At 58.9% G+C, this 15,078-nt stretch carries 12 protein-coding genes and 1 pseudogene; 3 read left to right on the forward strand and 10 right to left on the reverse strand.

Features of this window, described 5'->3' with window-relative positions:
* The 10 genes and pseudogenes from AB7F49_RS32545 to AB7F49_RS32590 all read right to left on the reverse strand — a co-directional run.
* A pseudogene (locus AB7F49_RS32545) lies at positions 1 to 1,140 on the reverse strand (hypothetical protein); the annotation flags it as partial.
* The gene (locus AB7F49_RS32550) at positions 1,137 to 2,033 is read right to left on the reverse strand and encodes a DUF7146 domain-containing protein (RefSeq protein WP_428529991.1); all 897 of its coding nucleotides are present in this window, start codon (positions 2,031 to 2,033) and stop codon (positions 1,137 to 1,139) included. The pseudogene AB7F49_RS32545 and the gene AB7F49_RS32550, both read right to left, overlap by 4 nt.
* Positions 2,023 to 2,262, reverse strand: a complete 240-nt coding sequence (locus tag AB7F49_RS32555) for a hypothetical protein (protein ID WP_428529993.1) — start codon at positions 2,260 to 2,262, stop codon at positions 2,023 to 2,025. Before AB7F49_RS32555 ends, AB7F49_RS32550 begins: the two co-directional genes overlap by 11 nt.
* A gap of 136 nt (positions 2,263 to 2,398) precedes the next feature.
* Positions 2,399 to 2,620, reverse strand: coding sequence for a hypothetical protein (locus AB7F49_RS32560; RefSeq protein ID WP_428529995.1), 222 nt, complete (start codon positions 2,618 to 2,620; stop codon positions 2,399 to 2,401).
* Positions 2,613 to 2,879 (reverse strand): DUF5659 domain-containing protein, encoded by a 267-nt coding sequence (locus AB7F49_RS32565; RefSeq protein ID WP_428529997.1) that lies wholly within the window; start codon positions 2,877 to 2,879, stop codon positions 2,613 to 2,615. The genes AB7F49_RS32560 and AB7F49_RS32565 overlap by 8 nt, the downstream gene beginning before the upstream one ends.
* Positions 2,880 to 2,903: 24 nt before the next feature.
* A complete protein-coding gene (locus tag AB7F49_RS32570; RefSeq protein WP_428529999.1) occupies positions 2,904 to 3,713 on the reverse strand; it encodes an ImmA/IrrE family metallo-endopeptidase in 810 nt (269 codons plus the stop codon).
* Between the two features lie 15 nt (positions 3,714 to 3,728).
* Entirely contained in the window at positions 3,729 to 4,088 is a 360-nt protein-coding gene (locus AB7F49_RS32575; protein ID WP_428530001.1) for a helix-turn-helix domain-containing protein, read from the reverse strand.
* 247 nt (positions 4,089 to 4,335) lie between these two features.
* Positions 4,336 to 7,530, reverse strand: a complete 3,195-nt coding sequence (locus AB7F49_RS32580; RefSeq protein ID WP_428530003.1) for a sacsin N-terminal ATP-binding-like domain-containing protein — start codon at positions 7,528 to 7,530, stop codon at positions 4,336 to 4,338.
* A gap of 2 nt (positions 7,531 to 7,532) precedes the next feature.
* The gene (locus AB7F49_RS32585) at positions 7,533 to 10,301 is read right to left on the reverse strand and encodes an ATP-dependent helicase (protein ID WP_428530005.1); all 2,769 of its coding nucleotides are present in this window, start codon (positions 10,299 to 10,301) and stop codon (positions 7,533 to 7,535) included.
* Positions 10,302 to 10,648: 347 nt separating this feature from the next.
* Complete coding sequence (locus AB7F49_RS32590) at positions 10,649 to 11,194, reverse strand: hypothetical protein (protein ID WP_428530007.1); 546 nt, start codon at positions 11,192 to 11,194, stop codon at positions 10,649 to 10,651.
* A gap of 504 nt (positions 11,195 to 11,698) precedes the next feature.
* On the opposite strand from AB7F49_RS32590, the gene AB7F49_RS32595 reads away from it, so the two are divergent.
* The 3 genes from AB7F49_RS32595 to AB7F49_RS32605 all read left to right on the forward strand — a co-directional run.
* Positions 11,699 to 12,067 carry a hypothetical protein gene (locus tag AB7F49_RS32595; protein ID WP_428530009.1) on the forward strand — a complete coding sequence of 123 codons (369 nt, stop codon included), beginning with the start codon at positions 11,699 to 11,701 and terminating at the stop codon, positions 12,065 to 12,067.
* Positions 12,064 to 13,179: a hypothetical protein gene (locus AB7F49_RS32600; RefSeq protein ID WP_428530011.1), complete on the forward strand. Its 1,116-nt coding sequence runs from the start codon at positions 12,064 to 12,066 to the stop codon at positions 13,177 to 13,179. Before AB7F49_RS32595 ends, AB7F49_RS32600 begins: the two co-directional genes overlap by 4 nt.
* 305 nt (positions 13,180 to 13,484) lie before the next feature.
* Positions 13,485 to 15,078, forward strand: a 1,594-nt coding sequence (locus tag AB7F49_RS32605) for a WD40/YVTN/BNR-like repeat-containing protein (RefSeq protein ID WP_428530013.1), incomplete at its 3' end; no start/stop codon positions are given.

Here is a 15,078-nt window from a genome sequence, read left to right on the forward strand (position 1 = left end):
ATCGGCGAGGTCGGGCCGGGTCACAATGTCCTCGATGCCGTTGAGGATCACCGGCCGGGCGGCATCGAACAGCACTTCGTCCTGGTCGGAATAGAGCTGCCGCACCGCGAAGCCGCCGCCGGTGGCAAGTCGGCAGAGCGTGTCGGAAATCCAGGCGGGCAGGCCCGACACATTGTCGAAGGCGAGCACATGGCCGTTGCTTGCGGCGATGAACAGGTCGCGGTCCTCACGCGGCAAGGCCCGAAGCGGCGCGGTGTTCGGATCAAGCAGCGCCCGCAGGATGGCCGAGAAGGTGGATTTCGCCGAACCCTGCTCGCCCGACAGCACAATCACCGGATAGGGACCGCGATTGCGCAAGCAGGCCAGTGCCCAGGCGACCACCAGCACGAAATCGGCGTCAGAGCGGATGTTGAGGAACGAGCGCAAGGTTTCGATCGAGCCGCCGCCCAGCGGGATCGGCATCGGCTTCATGCCGGATGCGCGACGAAAGCGGACGGGCGGGCTGTCGATGACGCGCCAGCCGGTGGCATCGATCTCCACCGCCCGCCACTTCTCGTCGCCGAGGTCGAGATAGAGCCGGCCGTCGAGCCCACCGACGCGGATGTGGACCGCGCGCTCCGGTGCATCGAAATGCGCCTTGGCCTCGATCACGTTTAGGGCCGATTGCAGCGCTTCCGAACTCAACGCGCCGCCCGTTTCCTCGAAGAAACGCCGCGCGAGCCAGCGGCGAAAGCCCTTGGCGCGGATCGGCCAGGTTTCGCGATGGCCGTTGATGTCGAGGTCGGCGAAGCCGGTGCCATCCGGCGCATGGAACAGCTCGGCGGTTTGCGCAAGATCGATCAGGATGTCGGCCTGCGTCGGCCCTCGCCCCCCTGCATCGCCGTTTTCTTCGGCGATGGCGTCATCGAGTGCCGTCACCCGGCATCCGGCCTTCTTCAATTGCGAGCGCAGCGCCTCGAAGGCGGCGCGGTTGTCCCGCTTGAGCGTCGCAAGGCATTCGAGCACGTCTGGCGCGAAGGCGGCGCCGGGATCGGTGGCCGTCCGTTCGACGAGGCGCTCTAGCGGGTCGCGCACTTCCTCGGCGGCATCGATAGCGGCGCAGATCGGATCGTCATTGTCGCCATTGTCCAGCGTGCTCATCGCGCGGCCTCCTTGATGCGAGGTGCGGGACGCGTCAGCAGATCGTTGAAGTCCTTACCCTGCGGCGCGCGGGCAATACGCACACGCCGGCCTTCCCGCTTCCAACGCCAAGCGCAATCCCGCGCCGACGCTTCGCCAGGTTCATCGCCATCGGCCAGCACGATCACCTCTTGAACCTCGCGCGGCAGGTCGAGGGTTCGAAGGCCCGATGTCGAAAGCGCCGACCATGCCGGACGGCCGCATGCCTGCATGGCAGCGAGGCAGGTCTCGATGCCTTCGCCGACCATCAGCACGTCGCCGGGTTCGCAGAGGCGCACGACGCCGCCGCGACAAGGCCCGAGCATCATCTTCGCCGGCTCAACCGGTGCCTTGGCACTTCCGTCGCGCGCCAGGAACGTGCGATGAATGCCGATCGGATTGCCGTCAACGCCGAGCGTCACCAGCGCCACCATCGCCGGCCAGACGCCGCCCGACGGATGCCTCAGGCCCGCATGGAAGCGGATTGAAGGCGGGATCTGGATCATGAGGCCACGCGAACAAAGATAGGTCTCGACCAGCGTCCCCACGGCCGATTGCGCGCCACGCCAGATGGCGAGCGCTACTTCCGTTCGCTTGACGGCATCGCCATCGGGTTTGGCCAGCAGCGGTCGATCAGGCTTGCGGGGAAAGCGGATCGGCCGACGGTCGTCAACGTCCCAGACCCCGCGCGCGCGAAGCGCGGCGATCACGTCGCGCTGATCGCATCCGGCGTGGCAGCGCACGAGCACCTTGCCGTCGCGGGCATAGGCGATCGAGAGGCTCGGCGCGCGATCGTCATGCGCCGGGCAGTGTGCCATCCAGGCGCCGCCGGTTTTGCGTCCGCTGAGGGCCTTCGAGATGGTGTCAGCGGTCATGGCGCACCTCGCAATCGTGCGACTTGGAGGGCGCATTGTTGTCGTTGGCCGCGCTCCTTTCAGCGTGTGACCACTCAGCAAGAACGGCGAAGAACCCGGTCACGTTCTCGGCGATCTGCCGGGAGTCTTCGTCGGTGAGGCCGCGGCCGATGCGCCGTTGCCAGATTTGCCGGGTGCGAGCGATCTGCCTGCCCGCATCATTGTCGTTTGCAGGATAGAGACGTTTCATCCGAAGACCTCACGACCGGCTGCTCGCCGCTCCGTGCTCCTGGCCTCCGGTCTCGGAATCCCACCGATGACGCTGGACCTTTAAGTGATCTGCATCTTGGGCGTCCCCGTCGCAGGGATCGCCGTGCTAGCCGTCGTCAGTGCGGAACTTCCTCCGCGGGGATTGTGAACTTGTGGCTTTTGCCGGCTTCAACAACCAGGTCGCGCCGATTGCCCTTTCCGATGACGCTAGAAATAGCGCACCGGAAATGGCCATGTCGGAGGCCATCCAGAACAATCTGCGAAATTCGGTCGAGCGCTTCGCGCAATTGAGGACCGGCGGCTTCACCGCAATTGGATTGGGGAAAATTCTCAGCCATTGTGCAGCAGCCCTTTCATGTCCTTGATGGTGGCAGCGAAAGCCTGCGGACGAACCGTGGCGGCGTCGCCGTAGAATGCGATCACGTCGTCGCGCCGGCGTGGCCGATCCTGAAACACGAAGACCTTGCGCCGGCCCTCTGCCCTCAGGCTAAGCAGCTCGTAACCGGCACAGCGCAGGAAACAGGCGAGATAGAAGTCGCGGGTTTCAAACGCGGCTCGCCGCCCTTCGCCCGGCCGGATCGCTTGTTCAGTTGACACTTGACGGCCTCCGCAAAAAAAGAGTCACAGCACACCTTTCAACGATTGTTGCTTTGGCTCGGCTCGAAGCAGTAGCCCGAGCTTTTCAAGTCGGATGCGCATGGCCGCGCGCGAAACGCCAAAGCGGCGTGCTATCGGTTCCGCTACACTCTCAAAGAGCGCATCGTCCACCGCTTCGACCTCACCTCGGCGCTGTTCGTGGATCAGTGCGCCGGCGCGCGACATGACTTTTTCGTTCGGGCGCAGGTCGGACAACAGAAGCGGCTTAGTCCGGCCGAGGCGATCTAGCCACTCTGCGTGCACAAGTCGGCGCGGCATCAGCAGGCACGAAGCATAGAAATCCGCCTGCCACTCCACCCGCTCCCTGGCCTGACTGGAGCGGCATACGACGGTCGGCTTCGGAACGTCGGCGAACAGCGCCTCCTGATCGCGGTCGGCCCGGGCGAGACCGCGATGCAAGCGCCAATGTCCACCGCCCTCGTGCGCGAGGGTGAAGCGGTAACGGCCCTCCATGGCAGGACGCTCCTCTGGGTCGAGGCTTTCGTCGATAACGATCCTGCCGGTGTCGAGCCAGATTGCGCCGAATATGTCCGGGTCCAGACCAATCCCGCTGCGCGGAACATTGAGCAGGCGGTGCAGGTTGTCGAACTCGACGCGCAGCTTGAGATGTTTCTCGACGATGTCCTCGATCGGGATGGGCGCCTTCATCTCGACGGCCCTGGCATGGGCGTACTGCACGAGCAGGGCCTCGGCATCGCGTTCGATAGCATCGTCGGATATGTAAGGAACTCGAAGAGTCATCCGCGTCTCATCCTCATCTGCATCGTCGAGCACGGCTTCAGCCTTGCCCTATTTTTCCTTCGCTTTCTGAGCCTGCCGCTGCAGGCGGGCCATGTCCTCTGCCGTCAACCCTTTCGCCGCCCTCAGGAAGTCGGCCATTTCCCGCGGGCGCTGGCGGATGATGTCAGTCAGGTCGGAGGCGACACGGCCCGCCAGCGCCAACAGTTCGTCCGCATCCAGCCCGAGGACGCTGGCGATCTTCCTCACCTTGTCCTCTGCCGGGGGCGGAAACTCGTCCCGCTCTACTTTCGAGAGATAGGTCGGACTCACCCCGATCTTCTTCGCCATCTCTCGCAGCCCAATCTCCTTCGCCTCCCGCTCGCTCCTAATGAACGTTCCGAACCTCTCCCTCCCGGACTTCATTAACATCGCTCCGTCATCTGTTTAGGTTTCAGTTTACACCCGATTCGTAGATTGCTGTCAACAGAAGACTAAACAGTGATCCACGGACAGTTCACGCGGTCGAAGGGATCGGACGTAATCCGGCTTCTGGTCGCGGCCTTAGGCTCTAAGCCCGCCACCGTAACGTTTCCTCATTGAGCTCCGATGGGCAGGGGCAAACTTCGCCGGAATCGTATCATTGCCTGGCAATCGAACTCAGGGACCAACAGCCAGGTTAGTCTATCTCTGCAATGTCCTTCCAGCCGCGATCGAAAGTGAACGTCCCCGCTTTTCGCGCGGGGTCCTGAATCTTGACAATACGGCAGGCCGCGGGGTCTCCCGCGTGCTCCACGATGTACAGCCAGTATTGCTCGCCATGCTGCCGCGCGAATTCAAATTGGACCTGAGACAGTCCCACAGGCCGGTCCTCGAGGCTTCCCGCCATTGCCTTAACCTCGACCCACCGCTCGGGATCGCCGACGGCGTCCTCTTCGATCAAATCAAATCCCTTTGTGCCTGGGGGCATGACCTTGAGTTGAGGCTCGCGGCCGCATATCAAGCGGACGGCTTTTTGTTCGAGGACTAGCCTCGCGCCCTGGTCAAGGCCATCGGGGTCGTTCTCTTCTTCGTCCGCATCCACAGCGACGTATGAAACAAAGTGCCTCTCTCCACTCTTTCGGGATTTTGAACCGGGCGCCGTGTTGTCGGCGGCTGCGGTTGTCCTGGCTTGGGAGTTCGAACCGCCTACGCCCTCCGACTCTTGAGAACTTTGCGATCCCGCGCCACCGCTCAGAGCTTCCTCACTTTCCTCTTCGCCATCCGTGTCGGGTTCAGCACCATCGGAGTCGCCCAATGCATCGCTTTCCGGCGTCTCCTCCTCTTCGTCCCTGTGCGGTTCCGGTTCGTCAAGGGGATTGTCGTCTGCTTCGTCTTGCTCGTCGACCTTCAGCCTCGCCATCAATTCCGCGACGCTCGTCAGGCCCAGCTTCTTGAGCATATCCAGCGCTTCGGGTTCGAAACCAGCCTCCCTCGCGAGTTCCTCAACGATCGGGGTCTTGAAATGTATCTTCGCTTGGAGAAAGGAATTTGCCCGCCACTTGAGACACTCAAACAGAACCGCGGACGGCGGTTGGAGCTCTCCCACAGCATTCGGCACCCATGCGGCGCTGTTCAACTTGCGAACAAAAGTCGGCTCGAACGAAGCGGAACGAATCGAAAAATAGTGCCACCGGTATGTTCCGCTGAAAACGCCTTGGCGGCGGTCGAGCAGCTCGATCAGCGCCTCCCACAATAGCTCCGCCTTCTTGGCTCGCGCAGAGTGATCGAGCGTAGGAAGCTGCTCTAGGAGCGGATCAAGCCCAGCGATGTCATAGTCCTCAAGAGCGTAGTCGCCGGTCGAGCGGACATATCCTGCTGCTTGTCGCAGCTCCACTTTCTCTGTCTCCGAAAGCGTTGTTTCCGGCTCACACGGGACGATGTAGCGTGTTGCTCCACACGCTTCTAGGAGCTCGCGAACCTCCTCACCCCGCAATCGATCATAGTTATCATCGACAACGCGGATATCCTCTATGCCCGAGAAAAGCTCCTTTAGCCGCGCCGTCGGGAGGTAGAGGTTAGCCGGACGTTCAATGTGCACGCTGTCGTCGCCAAGGTCCCGCGCCATGACAAACGGCGCGTCAGCCAGCGCCTTCGTTAGCTTTTCTCTTTGCGTCCTCGACTCAGTACTGAACGCATGGACCATGCGGGAAATATCGTCGTCGTAGCTCGCGGGCGCCGGTACCTCTCCGCAGTACTTTGGCAGAACATTGTAGATGACGTCGTCGACGGGATCCGGCTCCGTCAGCCCCAGTGATTGCAGGAATCTCTTGGCGTCCGGCTGTTCACAGACCGTCCGCTGGATGGTCGGAAATTCCGTGGCGACCTTTGACGGCAGGAATGCTTGCGGCAGCCCATTCGCGAAAGCGACCACGTGACGTCCGCGCTCGAGACGGACAAGAGGAACGTTCGCGAGCCTGGGGACAATTGCCGGCACGTTTGAGAGAAAGCCGTAGAGTCGGATAATCCAATCGTCCGGCTGCTTTTCGAGGAAGATGCGGCTTAAGCGGGGAAGGAGCGATTCCGGAGTTAGTTCCGGAACGGCCAGTTCGCGCATGAGGTACTGGCGGAGTTCCGGTGTGCGGTCGGCGGTGATATCACCGCTTAGCCAGTTGACCTCGCTCTCTTCCCCCAGCAACGCTCCGAGCTGGGCTGGCTCAAACAAATCGCGCAGCTCTTGGGTCCTCGACAGCCGTGCGCTTGCTGCTGCGGTGTAGCCGCCACGTGAAGTCGGAAGGAACGGCTCCGCCTTGAGTGCCGCGGCGACGGCATCAAAGATTGGTGCCAACAGGCCGCCAGCAAACTTGGCGCGGTCTAACGGCAAAGTTTGAAGCGCGCCTATGTTGAGGCGTCGGCTAGTCACCAGCCAGCGCATCGCCTCGACGATGAGCTCGCTCGTGAGGCGCACGAGGTCCTGGTTCCACTGTTCGTTTGCTGGGATGTTGTCGCGGCTGGGCGTCGTCCGGTAAGGCCCCTGCACGAGAAAACCCAAATTGGTTTGCAGGATGGTGGGGAAAAAGACGACCAGAGGAGATTCCGGCAGCGGCTGAATTGCGTAGTTGGCCTTTGGCTCGACCGACAGGGAGAACGCAATCTCTGCATGGCCGACAGGCTGCCCGTCATGGAATACCTCCCGCGAAAAGACGAGCCACCTTTCTTCTTCGGTTGCTTTGCCCTCTTGCTCGCCCATCACGCCAATCTCGCGAACGTTCACGCCGAGGTGTTTTGGATCGTCCCGGAAATACAAACCCGACGGGCCCCCCTCGACCGCCCATTCAAGCTCCTTTACGTGCCGCAGAAACAGAAGTGCGCGAGCTCCGAGATGCTCCAATCCCTCGACAAGTTCCGCGCAGCCTTGTTTGTCTTCCTTGTTGAGCGGAAGGACGATGACCGTTTCGCCGGGGTCGCGCGAGACTGAGCTAGCTGCGACCGGCCAGACGTAGCTCTCGATGGCGAAGTCCTCGGAACCGGAGTGTATCTCTGGGTGCTGTGTGAACGCGTAGACGGATTTGAAACCGATCCCAAAGCGGCCTATCGACGTGATGTCTTTGGTGCTCTCGTCGATTCCGCAGATGCCGCGCACGTCGGCCTCGTCAAATGGCTGGCCGAAATGCGAAATCCGCAACTCGGACTTTTGCAACTCGAACTTGACTGCTCGGGAGCCAGACCAGGACTTCCGCCGCCGCAATGCATCCTCGGCGTTCTGCAGAAGCTCGAAGATGAAATGGGTGCGTTTGTCATAGCGGTTTGCAAGCAGCATTCCACCGATCCGCCAAATGTCCGTTCCGTACCGGACCTTGTTTTCTTCACGGAGGCGGACGTAGTTGACGCCCATGTTCAGGCGCTCTTCGCGGGCGCAAAAGCGGCCCCGGCGCTACACATCCGCACGAAATCGCAGCGCCCGCACTGGCGCTCGCTCGGTGTTACCGGGAACGAGTTTGACCGCAGGGCGTTGGCCGTTGCTTGCACCCGCTGGACCACCTCGGAGACGAGCTGCTCGTCCACCGCCCGCGGCTTTCGCGTTTGGGTGTCGAGTTCATAGGTCTCGACGAAGTCCGCGTCCTTGCCGGTCAGCTCGCGGTACCCTAGCGCGTAGATGTGAAGCTGCGCCTCGGTAAGCTCCTCCGCCTGTGCGCGTTCAGTCGACTTAAGGTCAACGATGGCGATCTCGTTGGTGTCGCGGCGACGGACGAGATCGATGCGTCCTGACAGGGTTACGCCATCATCGAGTCCGACTTCGATGCTCTTCTCGCTGAATTCGATTTTGTCGAACTCCGCCTGCCGCGCGTCGATGTAGTTGCCGACCGTGCGCTTCGCCGACTGCCGCATGGTTTCGCGCAGAGTCGGATATGCAAATGGAACGCGAAGGTGGCGGTCGACCAGTTCAACGGCGTCTGATGGCTTGATGGTCTCGCCCGCAATTGCCCGCTGATGGAGCTCGGCAAGGGAGTCATGCAGCGACTTTCCGTAGCCCAGTGCCTCATCGAGGGGTGCGTTAAAGCCATACAAGGTCCGCATCTTAAATTGATACGGGCACTCGAAATAGTAGCGGATGTCGGAGAACGACAAATTGACGTTTGATATCGACGGACGTGACTTCGGGGCGCCGCGCTCGCGGGTGCTCAGATCCGGCGGCCGGCGCTTCACGAACTTGGATTCAAGCACGTCGTACCAAAAAGACGACGGCTTCACGTACCTCTTGCTTCCGGGCGTTGGCGCGGTCGTCAAATGCAAGTGCTTTTGGCTGCGCGTGACTGCCACGTAGAATAGGCGCCGTTCATCCTCCACAGACCCGCGGAACCGGGTTTGGCCCGAGACTGACGGTGCAGGCACCAAGTGCCAAACATTGCGTCCTCCGCGGCCAGCCGCCGGGAAATAGTTCTGAACAAGCTGAGGAACAAAAACCGCCGGCCATTGAAGTCCCTTGGCGCGATGAATCGTTAGAACCTGAACGGCATCGAGTGCGACGAATTTTTCCTCCGCGCCTGTCGACTGGCCGTAGGCGTCTTCCGCTTGATGCTCGAGAAAGCCGGCAAATGACTCGTACTTCGCGACTGGGCGCGAATGAAAATAGATCGCTTCGAAATCCGATATCGCCTGGCTGAACTTCGCGAGGTTGTAAAAGACAACTGCGCCGCGGGCTCCCGGGACGAGTTCCTCACGCAGGCCGATACTTTCAAGGAACCCGATGAACTGTCGCTGGATATTGTAGATTGAGAAACGGACGTCCTGATCCTCAACAAACATCTTCTCGCGGGCCGCTTCCGCCTCACTGATGGCTGCTTTGAAGACGATATTGTCGACACCGACGTCCGCGGCGCGCCATGCCTCTAGTACGTCTTCACGGGATGCCCGCCGGGCCATGAAATAGAAGAGTTGCCGGGCCGCTTCCGCCTCCGGTGCGTCGAACAGGGTGTCCATGCCGACCGACACCACCGGGATACCTTCCGCGAGCAACGCCCGGCGAATTGGCTCCGCGAGTTTCGTGTAACGAACAAGAACGGCCATATCCGACCATGAAATCGACCTGGCCACTTCGCCGTCCTTGATTAACGTTCCGGAGAGCGCCTTGCAGGTACGCGCAATGTAGGCAGCCTCTTGTTCCGGCGATTCGAATTGAAGCGCGGCGATGTCGCCAGGCTCGTAGGCTTGCTCGCCGGCAGATTTCATCTCCTTGTCGAGGCGTGCCGGATTTTTGATGATGACCTTTTGCGCAACGTCGGTGATTCCCTCGGTGGACCGAAAATTTCTTTCCAGCTTGATGGTGCCAGCCGGCTTGTAGCGGTCGGCAAAAGTCAGGATGTTGGCAACGTCGCTTCCGCGCCATTGGTAGATCGTCTGGTCATCGTCACCGACGACACGTATGGCGGCGCCGAGCCCGCTTAGATCCTGGATCAACCGCTCCTGGATGGGATTTACGTCCTGATACTCATCGACGATCACAACCTTCACTCGTTCCGAAAGCTGGGTACGTAGCTTCTCCTCAGTCTCGAGGGCTTGGACCGCTTCCTGAAGTATGGAGGAGTAGTCGAAGTATCCCTTTTCGTTCAGAAGTGCCGAATACACCTTCAATCCATTCAAAATAACCGTGCCTTCCAAGCCGGCCCAATCGACTTCCGATTCCCGGAGGAGCGACATCGCTTCGATATAGAGGCGCGTGTCGACATACCTTCTAAGCGGAACGCCTTGCAGCGTTGTGGTCGCCGTCAAGCCGCTCTTTGCCGAGTTTCGGTCGACGAAAAGGACTTGCTGGACCTCGTTCAAGACGTCGTACTTGAGGAATTTCGGCACCTCTGTACGGAGCAGGTCCAGGCAGAAGCCGTGAATGGTGCCGATGTACATCTCCGCCATGCCGATGAGGTCCGGTAAAGTCTCCCGGCACTTGTCCACGACGCGCTGCTTCAACTCAGCGGCTGCCTTGTCGGTAAATGTGAAGGCGATGATGTTGCCTGGCTTCAGTCCCATCCCGCCAAGGGCAGTGGGGGAGAGAAGGCGCGTTATGTGTTGCGCAACAACCTCCGTCTTCCCTGAGCCAGCGCAGGCAATGAGTTGTAGATTGCCATCTTCGTAAACGACGGCGTCATTTTGTTCGGGAGTGAGCGGCATGGGGTCGCCTCGCTTGGAGAACTACACGATAGCAGCAGTCGCCGGGTGCTCGCTACGCTTGCGCGCGGGCTGGATGTTTGCGCCGCGACTGGCATCCGCGCAGGGGGAGCCGCAGGGCATTACGTTGGAATATCTCATTGGAACGCGGTGAATTAAGAGCGACACTCGCGCGGGATGCCTATGGCGACGAGGGCGTCACCAAGAAGCCAAGGGATGCGCGCCAGCCCCGACTGAAGCCGTCGGCATCGCTCAACTAGCCTCGGGAGCCGTAAAGCGCCCGTTTTGTCGTCTCTCACCGCCTTTAATCGCAAATGTACTCGAGAAAATTGCGAGCGAGCTCTTGCGCTCTATCCGCAGCCGTGGACCCTGGTTCGAAAATGCCACCAAAGAGTTGCGTCCACCGTATTGATGACGGGATTAAGCGACCCCTTCACCCAGGTAAAATCCGCCCGCAGCTCCACGAGTCTGTTGCCGCACTGGTGGTCCCACGTACCTAACGCTATGTTCCGGATATATGCTCCACCGGTTGCATACAGGTTTATGTCAAAGCTCCAATCCCACATGTTGCCAGGCAAAACGTCGCTTCGACTACTTCCGCAATTCTGAGTGAAAGTCAGATAAGCGATACCAACTCCCTCTCCGGTCTGAAACAAGTTCACGCTGACATTACTCAACGTGCAATACACTTGCCTTGTAAGCGTTCCAAAATACAGTAGCTTGCTGGGATAGGCTACAACAAGCCCCTCAGCTTTCTTCGGTTCTTCTATCTTTTCGACCTTGGCCTCTATCGATACCGAAAGGCGTACCGCAGCCGATTTCAGCCCCTCAGCAATATCGATTTTCTTCCCATCATCTCCTTCGAAAAGCGTGTCTATTTCTCCAGAACGAGCCATTTCGATTCCCTCCGTGAAAGCACCGCACGAAACATCCCATCTTCGTAATGGAATGAATCCGAGACTCCCAGATGATTATGGAGTTAACTACAGCTTAGACTATTTAGTTACAACCGCAAGTATGCAGAAAAAGTGCGTGGCTGTCCATAAGAATATTTGTATCAAAGTAACAAGCTTACGAGGCTACGCTTCCCTTTCAAAAATGTTCGTGTTGCGGCCTGCTTTCTATCAACGCCAAAGCGGCATGCTTGTTGTTCCAATCGTGGCCGGTACTTGCATCCGCGACAACTCTGCCGGGCCAGCGTCGGTCTTCCGCGAGCCTTCGTCTAAGCGATCAGAGCTCTTATTTGAATACCACTAACCGCGGTGAGGCGACTTGCCGAGCATTCGGCCATCTCACCTGCCGTTTCGGGTAACACAGTTGGTGTCAACATAGAAACAATCCTTGCTAACAACAACTATTGTGTTACCCTTAGTTAAAGCATTCATGCGGAGGTTGGGGAGATGCTCGGTATCAGCAAGAAAACAATCACCGAAAAGGTCAAGGATGTAATCTACGAAACAGGACTGTTCTCACCTCGCAGCGGTATCACAATTTACCATCGCTTCAAGGAGGACTATGGCCTTGAAGGCGCGGGGGCGATAGCCGCGTTTACAAGTCGAGTGAATGGTCGATTCAAACCCTACGGGGCCACAATATCGACTACTGAAATGGCAGGCTGTGCCAGAGTCTCAAACCTTATCTCGTTGCTTTTTAAGAAAGCAAACAAGCTGGTTCGGAAGGTTCCGGCAAGATTCGAGGGCCTCCTTGTGAGAAGACGGTTGGCGCGAATTGAAGCAAAAAAGCTGGCGCGTAAGAGGAGACCCTCATGATCCCGGTGCTATGCGCCAGAGCCCTCCTGATTGGGCCGCTCCTCCTCGCAGCATCAAATCTGAAAGCTGCCGAACCTTTTGATCCGAGCATCTATGACCTTAATGGAAACGGAAAAATCGACGATGGGGCAGAAGCCATAGCCGCGTTGGCGTCATTGAACCAGCAGCTCAAGAAGGAGGTCCGTGCGGCTCCCATTCCCATTGCGCGGACATCCAAGGGTAAGCGAACCACCAAAAGCGGGCTCTTTCTTGGACGCTCCCTAAGCGAGGTCGATCTTCTGTCTGACATCAAGGCGCTTACCCCCGAAGAAGGGGCGCTTTTCTCTTATTCTCGCGATTTCAACGGAAACAATGACACAATCGTCGCGGAGGGTGCGCTTTATTTCGGCATGCTCAGCAGGGCCGATGAGAATGACCCCCGGAACCATCCCTATCCGGAGAATGCGGTAGACCTCAACGAGGGCTGGCTTCTGGGCACCTCATTCAATATCGTCGATGACAACAAGCCAGGTCGCATAGTGGACCAGTTGAACTTCTATGGCGGGTATCAGCTTCTTGCTGCCGGCGGGCCGATCGACGCGAATGTCTTCAAGGCCTGGCTTCACCACGATGGCGACTTCGAATTCAAATCTTCGGTCGTCTCTGCGTCGCTTGAGTGGTTTCCATATCACGCTCATCGAGCCCTGCCCCTCAATTTCCCCCAAAATGTGTTTAGCGGATACCTACGCTATAGGCCGAAGTTTCTTCTCAACGGCCAATTCAGTTCTGTCCTGGATTCCGGCGACAAAGCTGAGCTCGACTCCATCGATGAAGTATATGGCATTGGTGGAGAAGCTGGTCTTGACCTATGGGTGTTCAGCGACCCCATTTCTCCGTTTGGAAATGTCGACCGTGTACCATTGGCACACGCATATGTGGGCTACAAGAATGCTTGGGGTGATCTTACCAATGGGGACGATTATCAGGATCTGTTTGTTGCCGAGGCCGATTACTATATTTCCAATTCGCCTAACATCACACTGACGGCGTCATACAAGAATGGCACTATTCCATATAGTGGCGAGGAGGTAGAGCTGTTTACCGTAGGGTTGGGGGTCCTGCTTAGCCCCTAGATCGCCAAGGCCGAGGATTTAAGTCGTCAAGCATGGATGGTCTCTGAGGATTTATCTGCAGAAGAGGGAACGGAGTTTGATGAAGAAGCCCGGGGATAAAAGTCCTCAGCCTCGTGGTGGGCGCGCCGCTAAACGCCTGCGGATGTTCCAGGAAGCGAGGGGGCTAGATAACGTGCAGGGCGCTCTCAAGAAGAAGAGCGGCGTTCCGCCCAGTCAAGAGGAAGCGCCCCATGAGAGGCAAACGCGACCAAAAAAGTAACCGACGGGTCAAGCAGAAGCGCCCCAGGCCGGCAGGAGGAAAGGCATTGCTGCGGCTTTTCGCGTTTCTCGCTCCGCGCGACCGGTCTCTCAACAACGAACTCATTGAAAGAATCGTCATTCCCAACGCGACCATTCCGAAATTTGCACTACCGAAGGAGACTGCGGCTTCAAGAGCGGCCCGTATCCTAGCGACCGCTTCTCGCAAGCGAGGAACCAGACGAGCCTCAAAAAGCCTGGCCACCGCCCTTTCCAAAGCAGCGAAAGCCCTTTCCGAAAGGCCAATGGCGAGAGCGCGTACGGCAACCGATCCCGTCTGGCAGTCGATCGGCCCCACATCGATTCCCAACGGGCAAACGTATGGAAGGAACCGTATAGACGTCGCCGGCCGTCTGGCAGCCATTGCTGTCGATCCAGGCGATCCCAAGCACATCCTCGTGGGCGCCGCGTGCGGCGGCATTTGGGAAAGTTTTGATGAAGGTGCGAACTGGGCGCCGCGCACCGACCAGATGCCCACTCTTGCCATCGGCGCGATCGCGTTCGATGCGAGCGACAGCAAGCGGGTCTATGCTGGAAGCGGCGAGGGCAACGCCTTCTATACATTGGGCGCAGGCGTTTACGTTTCGACCGACGGGGGCACAAACTGGACAGTGTTAGCATCCGAGCCTTTCGTCGGAACTGGGTTCTACGATCTAGCTGTCGATCCGGCGGTGCCGGCAACCCTCTATGCGGCGACGACCGAAGGTTTCTACAAGTCAACCAACAGAGGTTCTTCGTGGAGCCGAAAACGCGCTGGCCAGTGCTGGAAGATCAGCATACACCCGACAGGCGGAAAGACAGAGATCCTAGCCGCGTTTGCGGATGGGGTTTTCGCCTCGACGAATGCGGGCGATGCGTTCAGCGCGGCAGTACTTCCAGCGTTGCCGGGAACAGACTGGACGCGGCTTGCCGTCGATCGCGTGGCCGCGGCGCCGGACGTGGCCTATGCTTTCGGCGTTCTCGACAAACGAGTCCATCTCTGGCGACGCAGCGGGGCAGACTGGACAAAGGTGTTGGGACTGCCCGAGATGGACGTCGAGCAGGCCTGGTATGACTGGTTTGTAGCCACCGCACCGGACAATCAGCGGCAAGTTTATCTTGGCGCGATCGATACGTGGCGCGGCGACAAAAAGAACGAGACCTGGACCTGGCGCAACATAACGACGCAGGGCGCGAACAGCATTCATCCCGATCAGCATTGTCTTGCGTTCTCGCCAGGAGACTCAAAGGTCATTTATGCCGGCAATGATGGCGGACTCTATCGCTCGGCCAATAGCGGAAAGTCCTGGAAATCCCTCAACAAGGGCCTTGGCATCACAGAAATCGAATATATGGCATCCAATCCCGGCACATGGAAATGGCTTATCGCGGGTACACAAGACAATGGCACACTACGCTTCACCGGATCAAGCGTCTGGGATCATATCGCGGATGGAGATGGGGGCGACTGCGGTATCAATAAAATCAACCCGAACATCGTCTACCATTCATTCTATGATGTTACCCTCGAGCGCTCCGACAACAAAGGAAACAGTTGGACGGACCTCAATCCTCCGAGTGACTACTCACTGTTCTATCCGCCCGTCGAGGTCGCAGGTCAAA

The sequence above is a fragment of the Pseudorhodoplanes sp. genome, from assembly GCF_050250235.1.
In the GTDB taxonomy this organism is placed as follows: Bacteria; Pseudomonadota; Alphaproteobacteria; order Rhizobiales; family Xanthobacteraceae; genus Pseudorhodoplanes.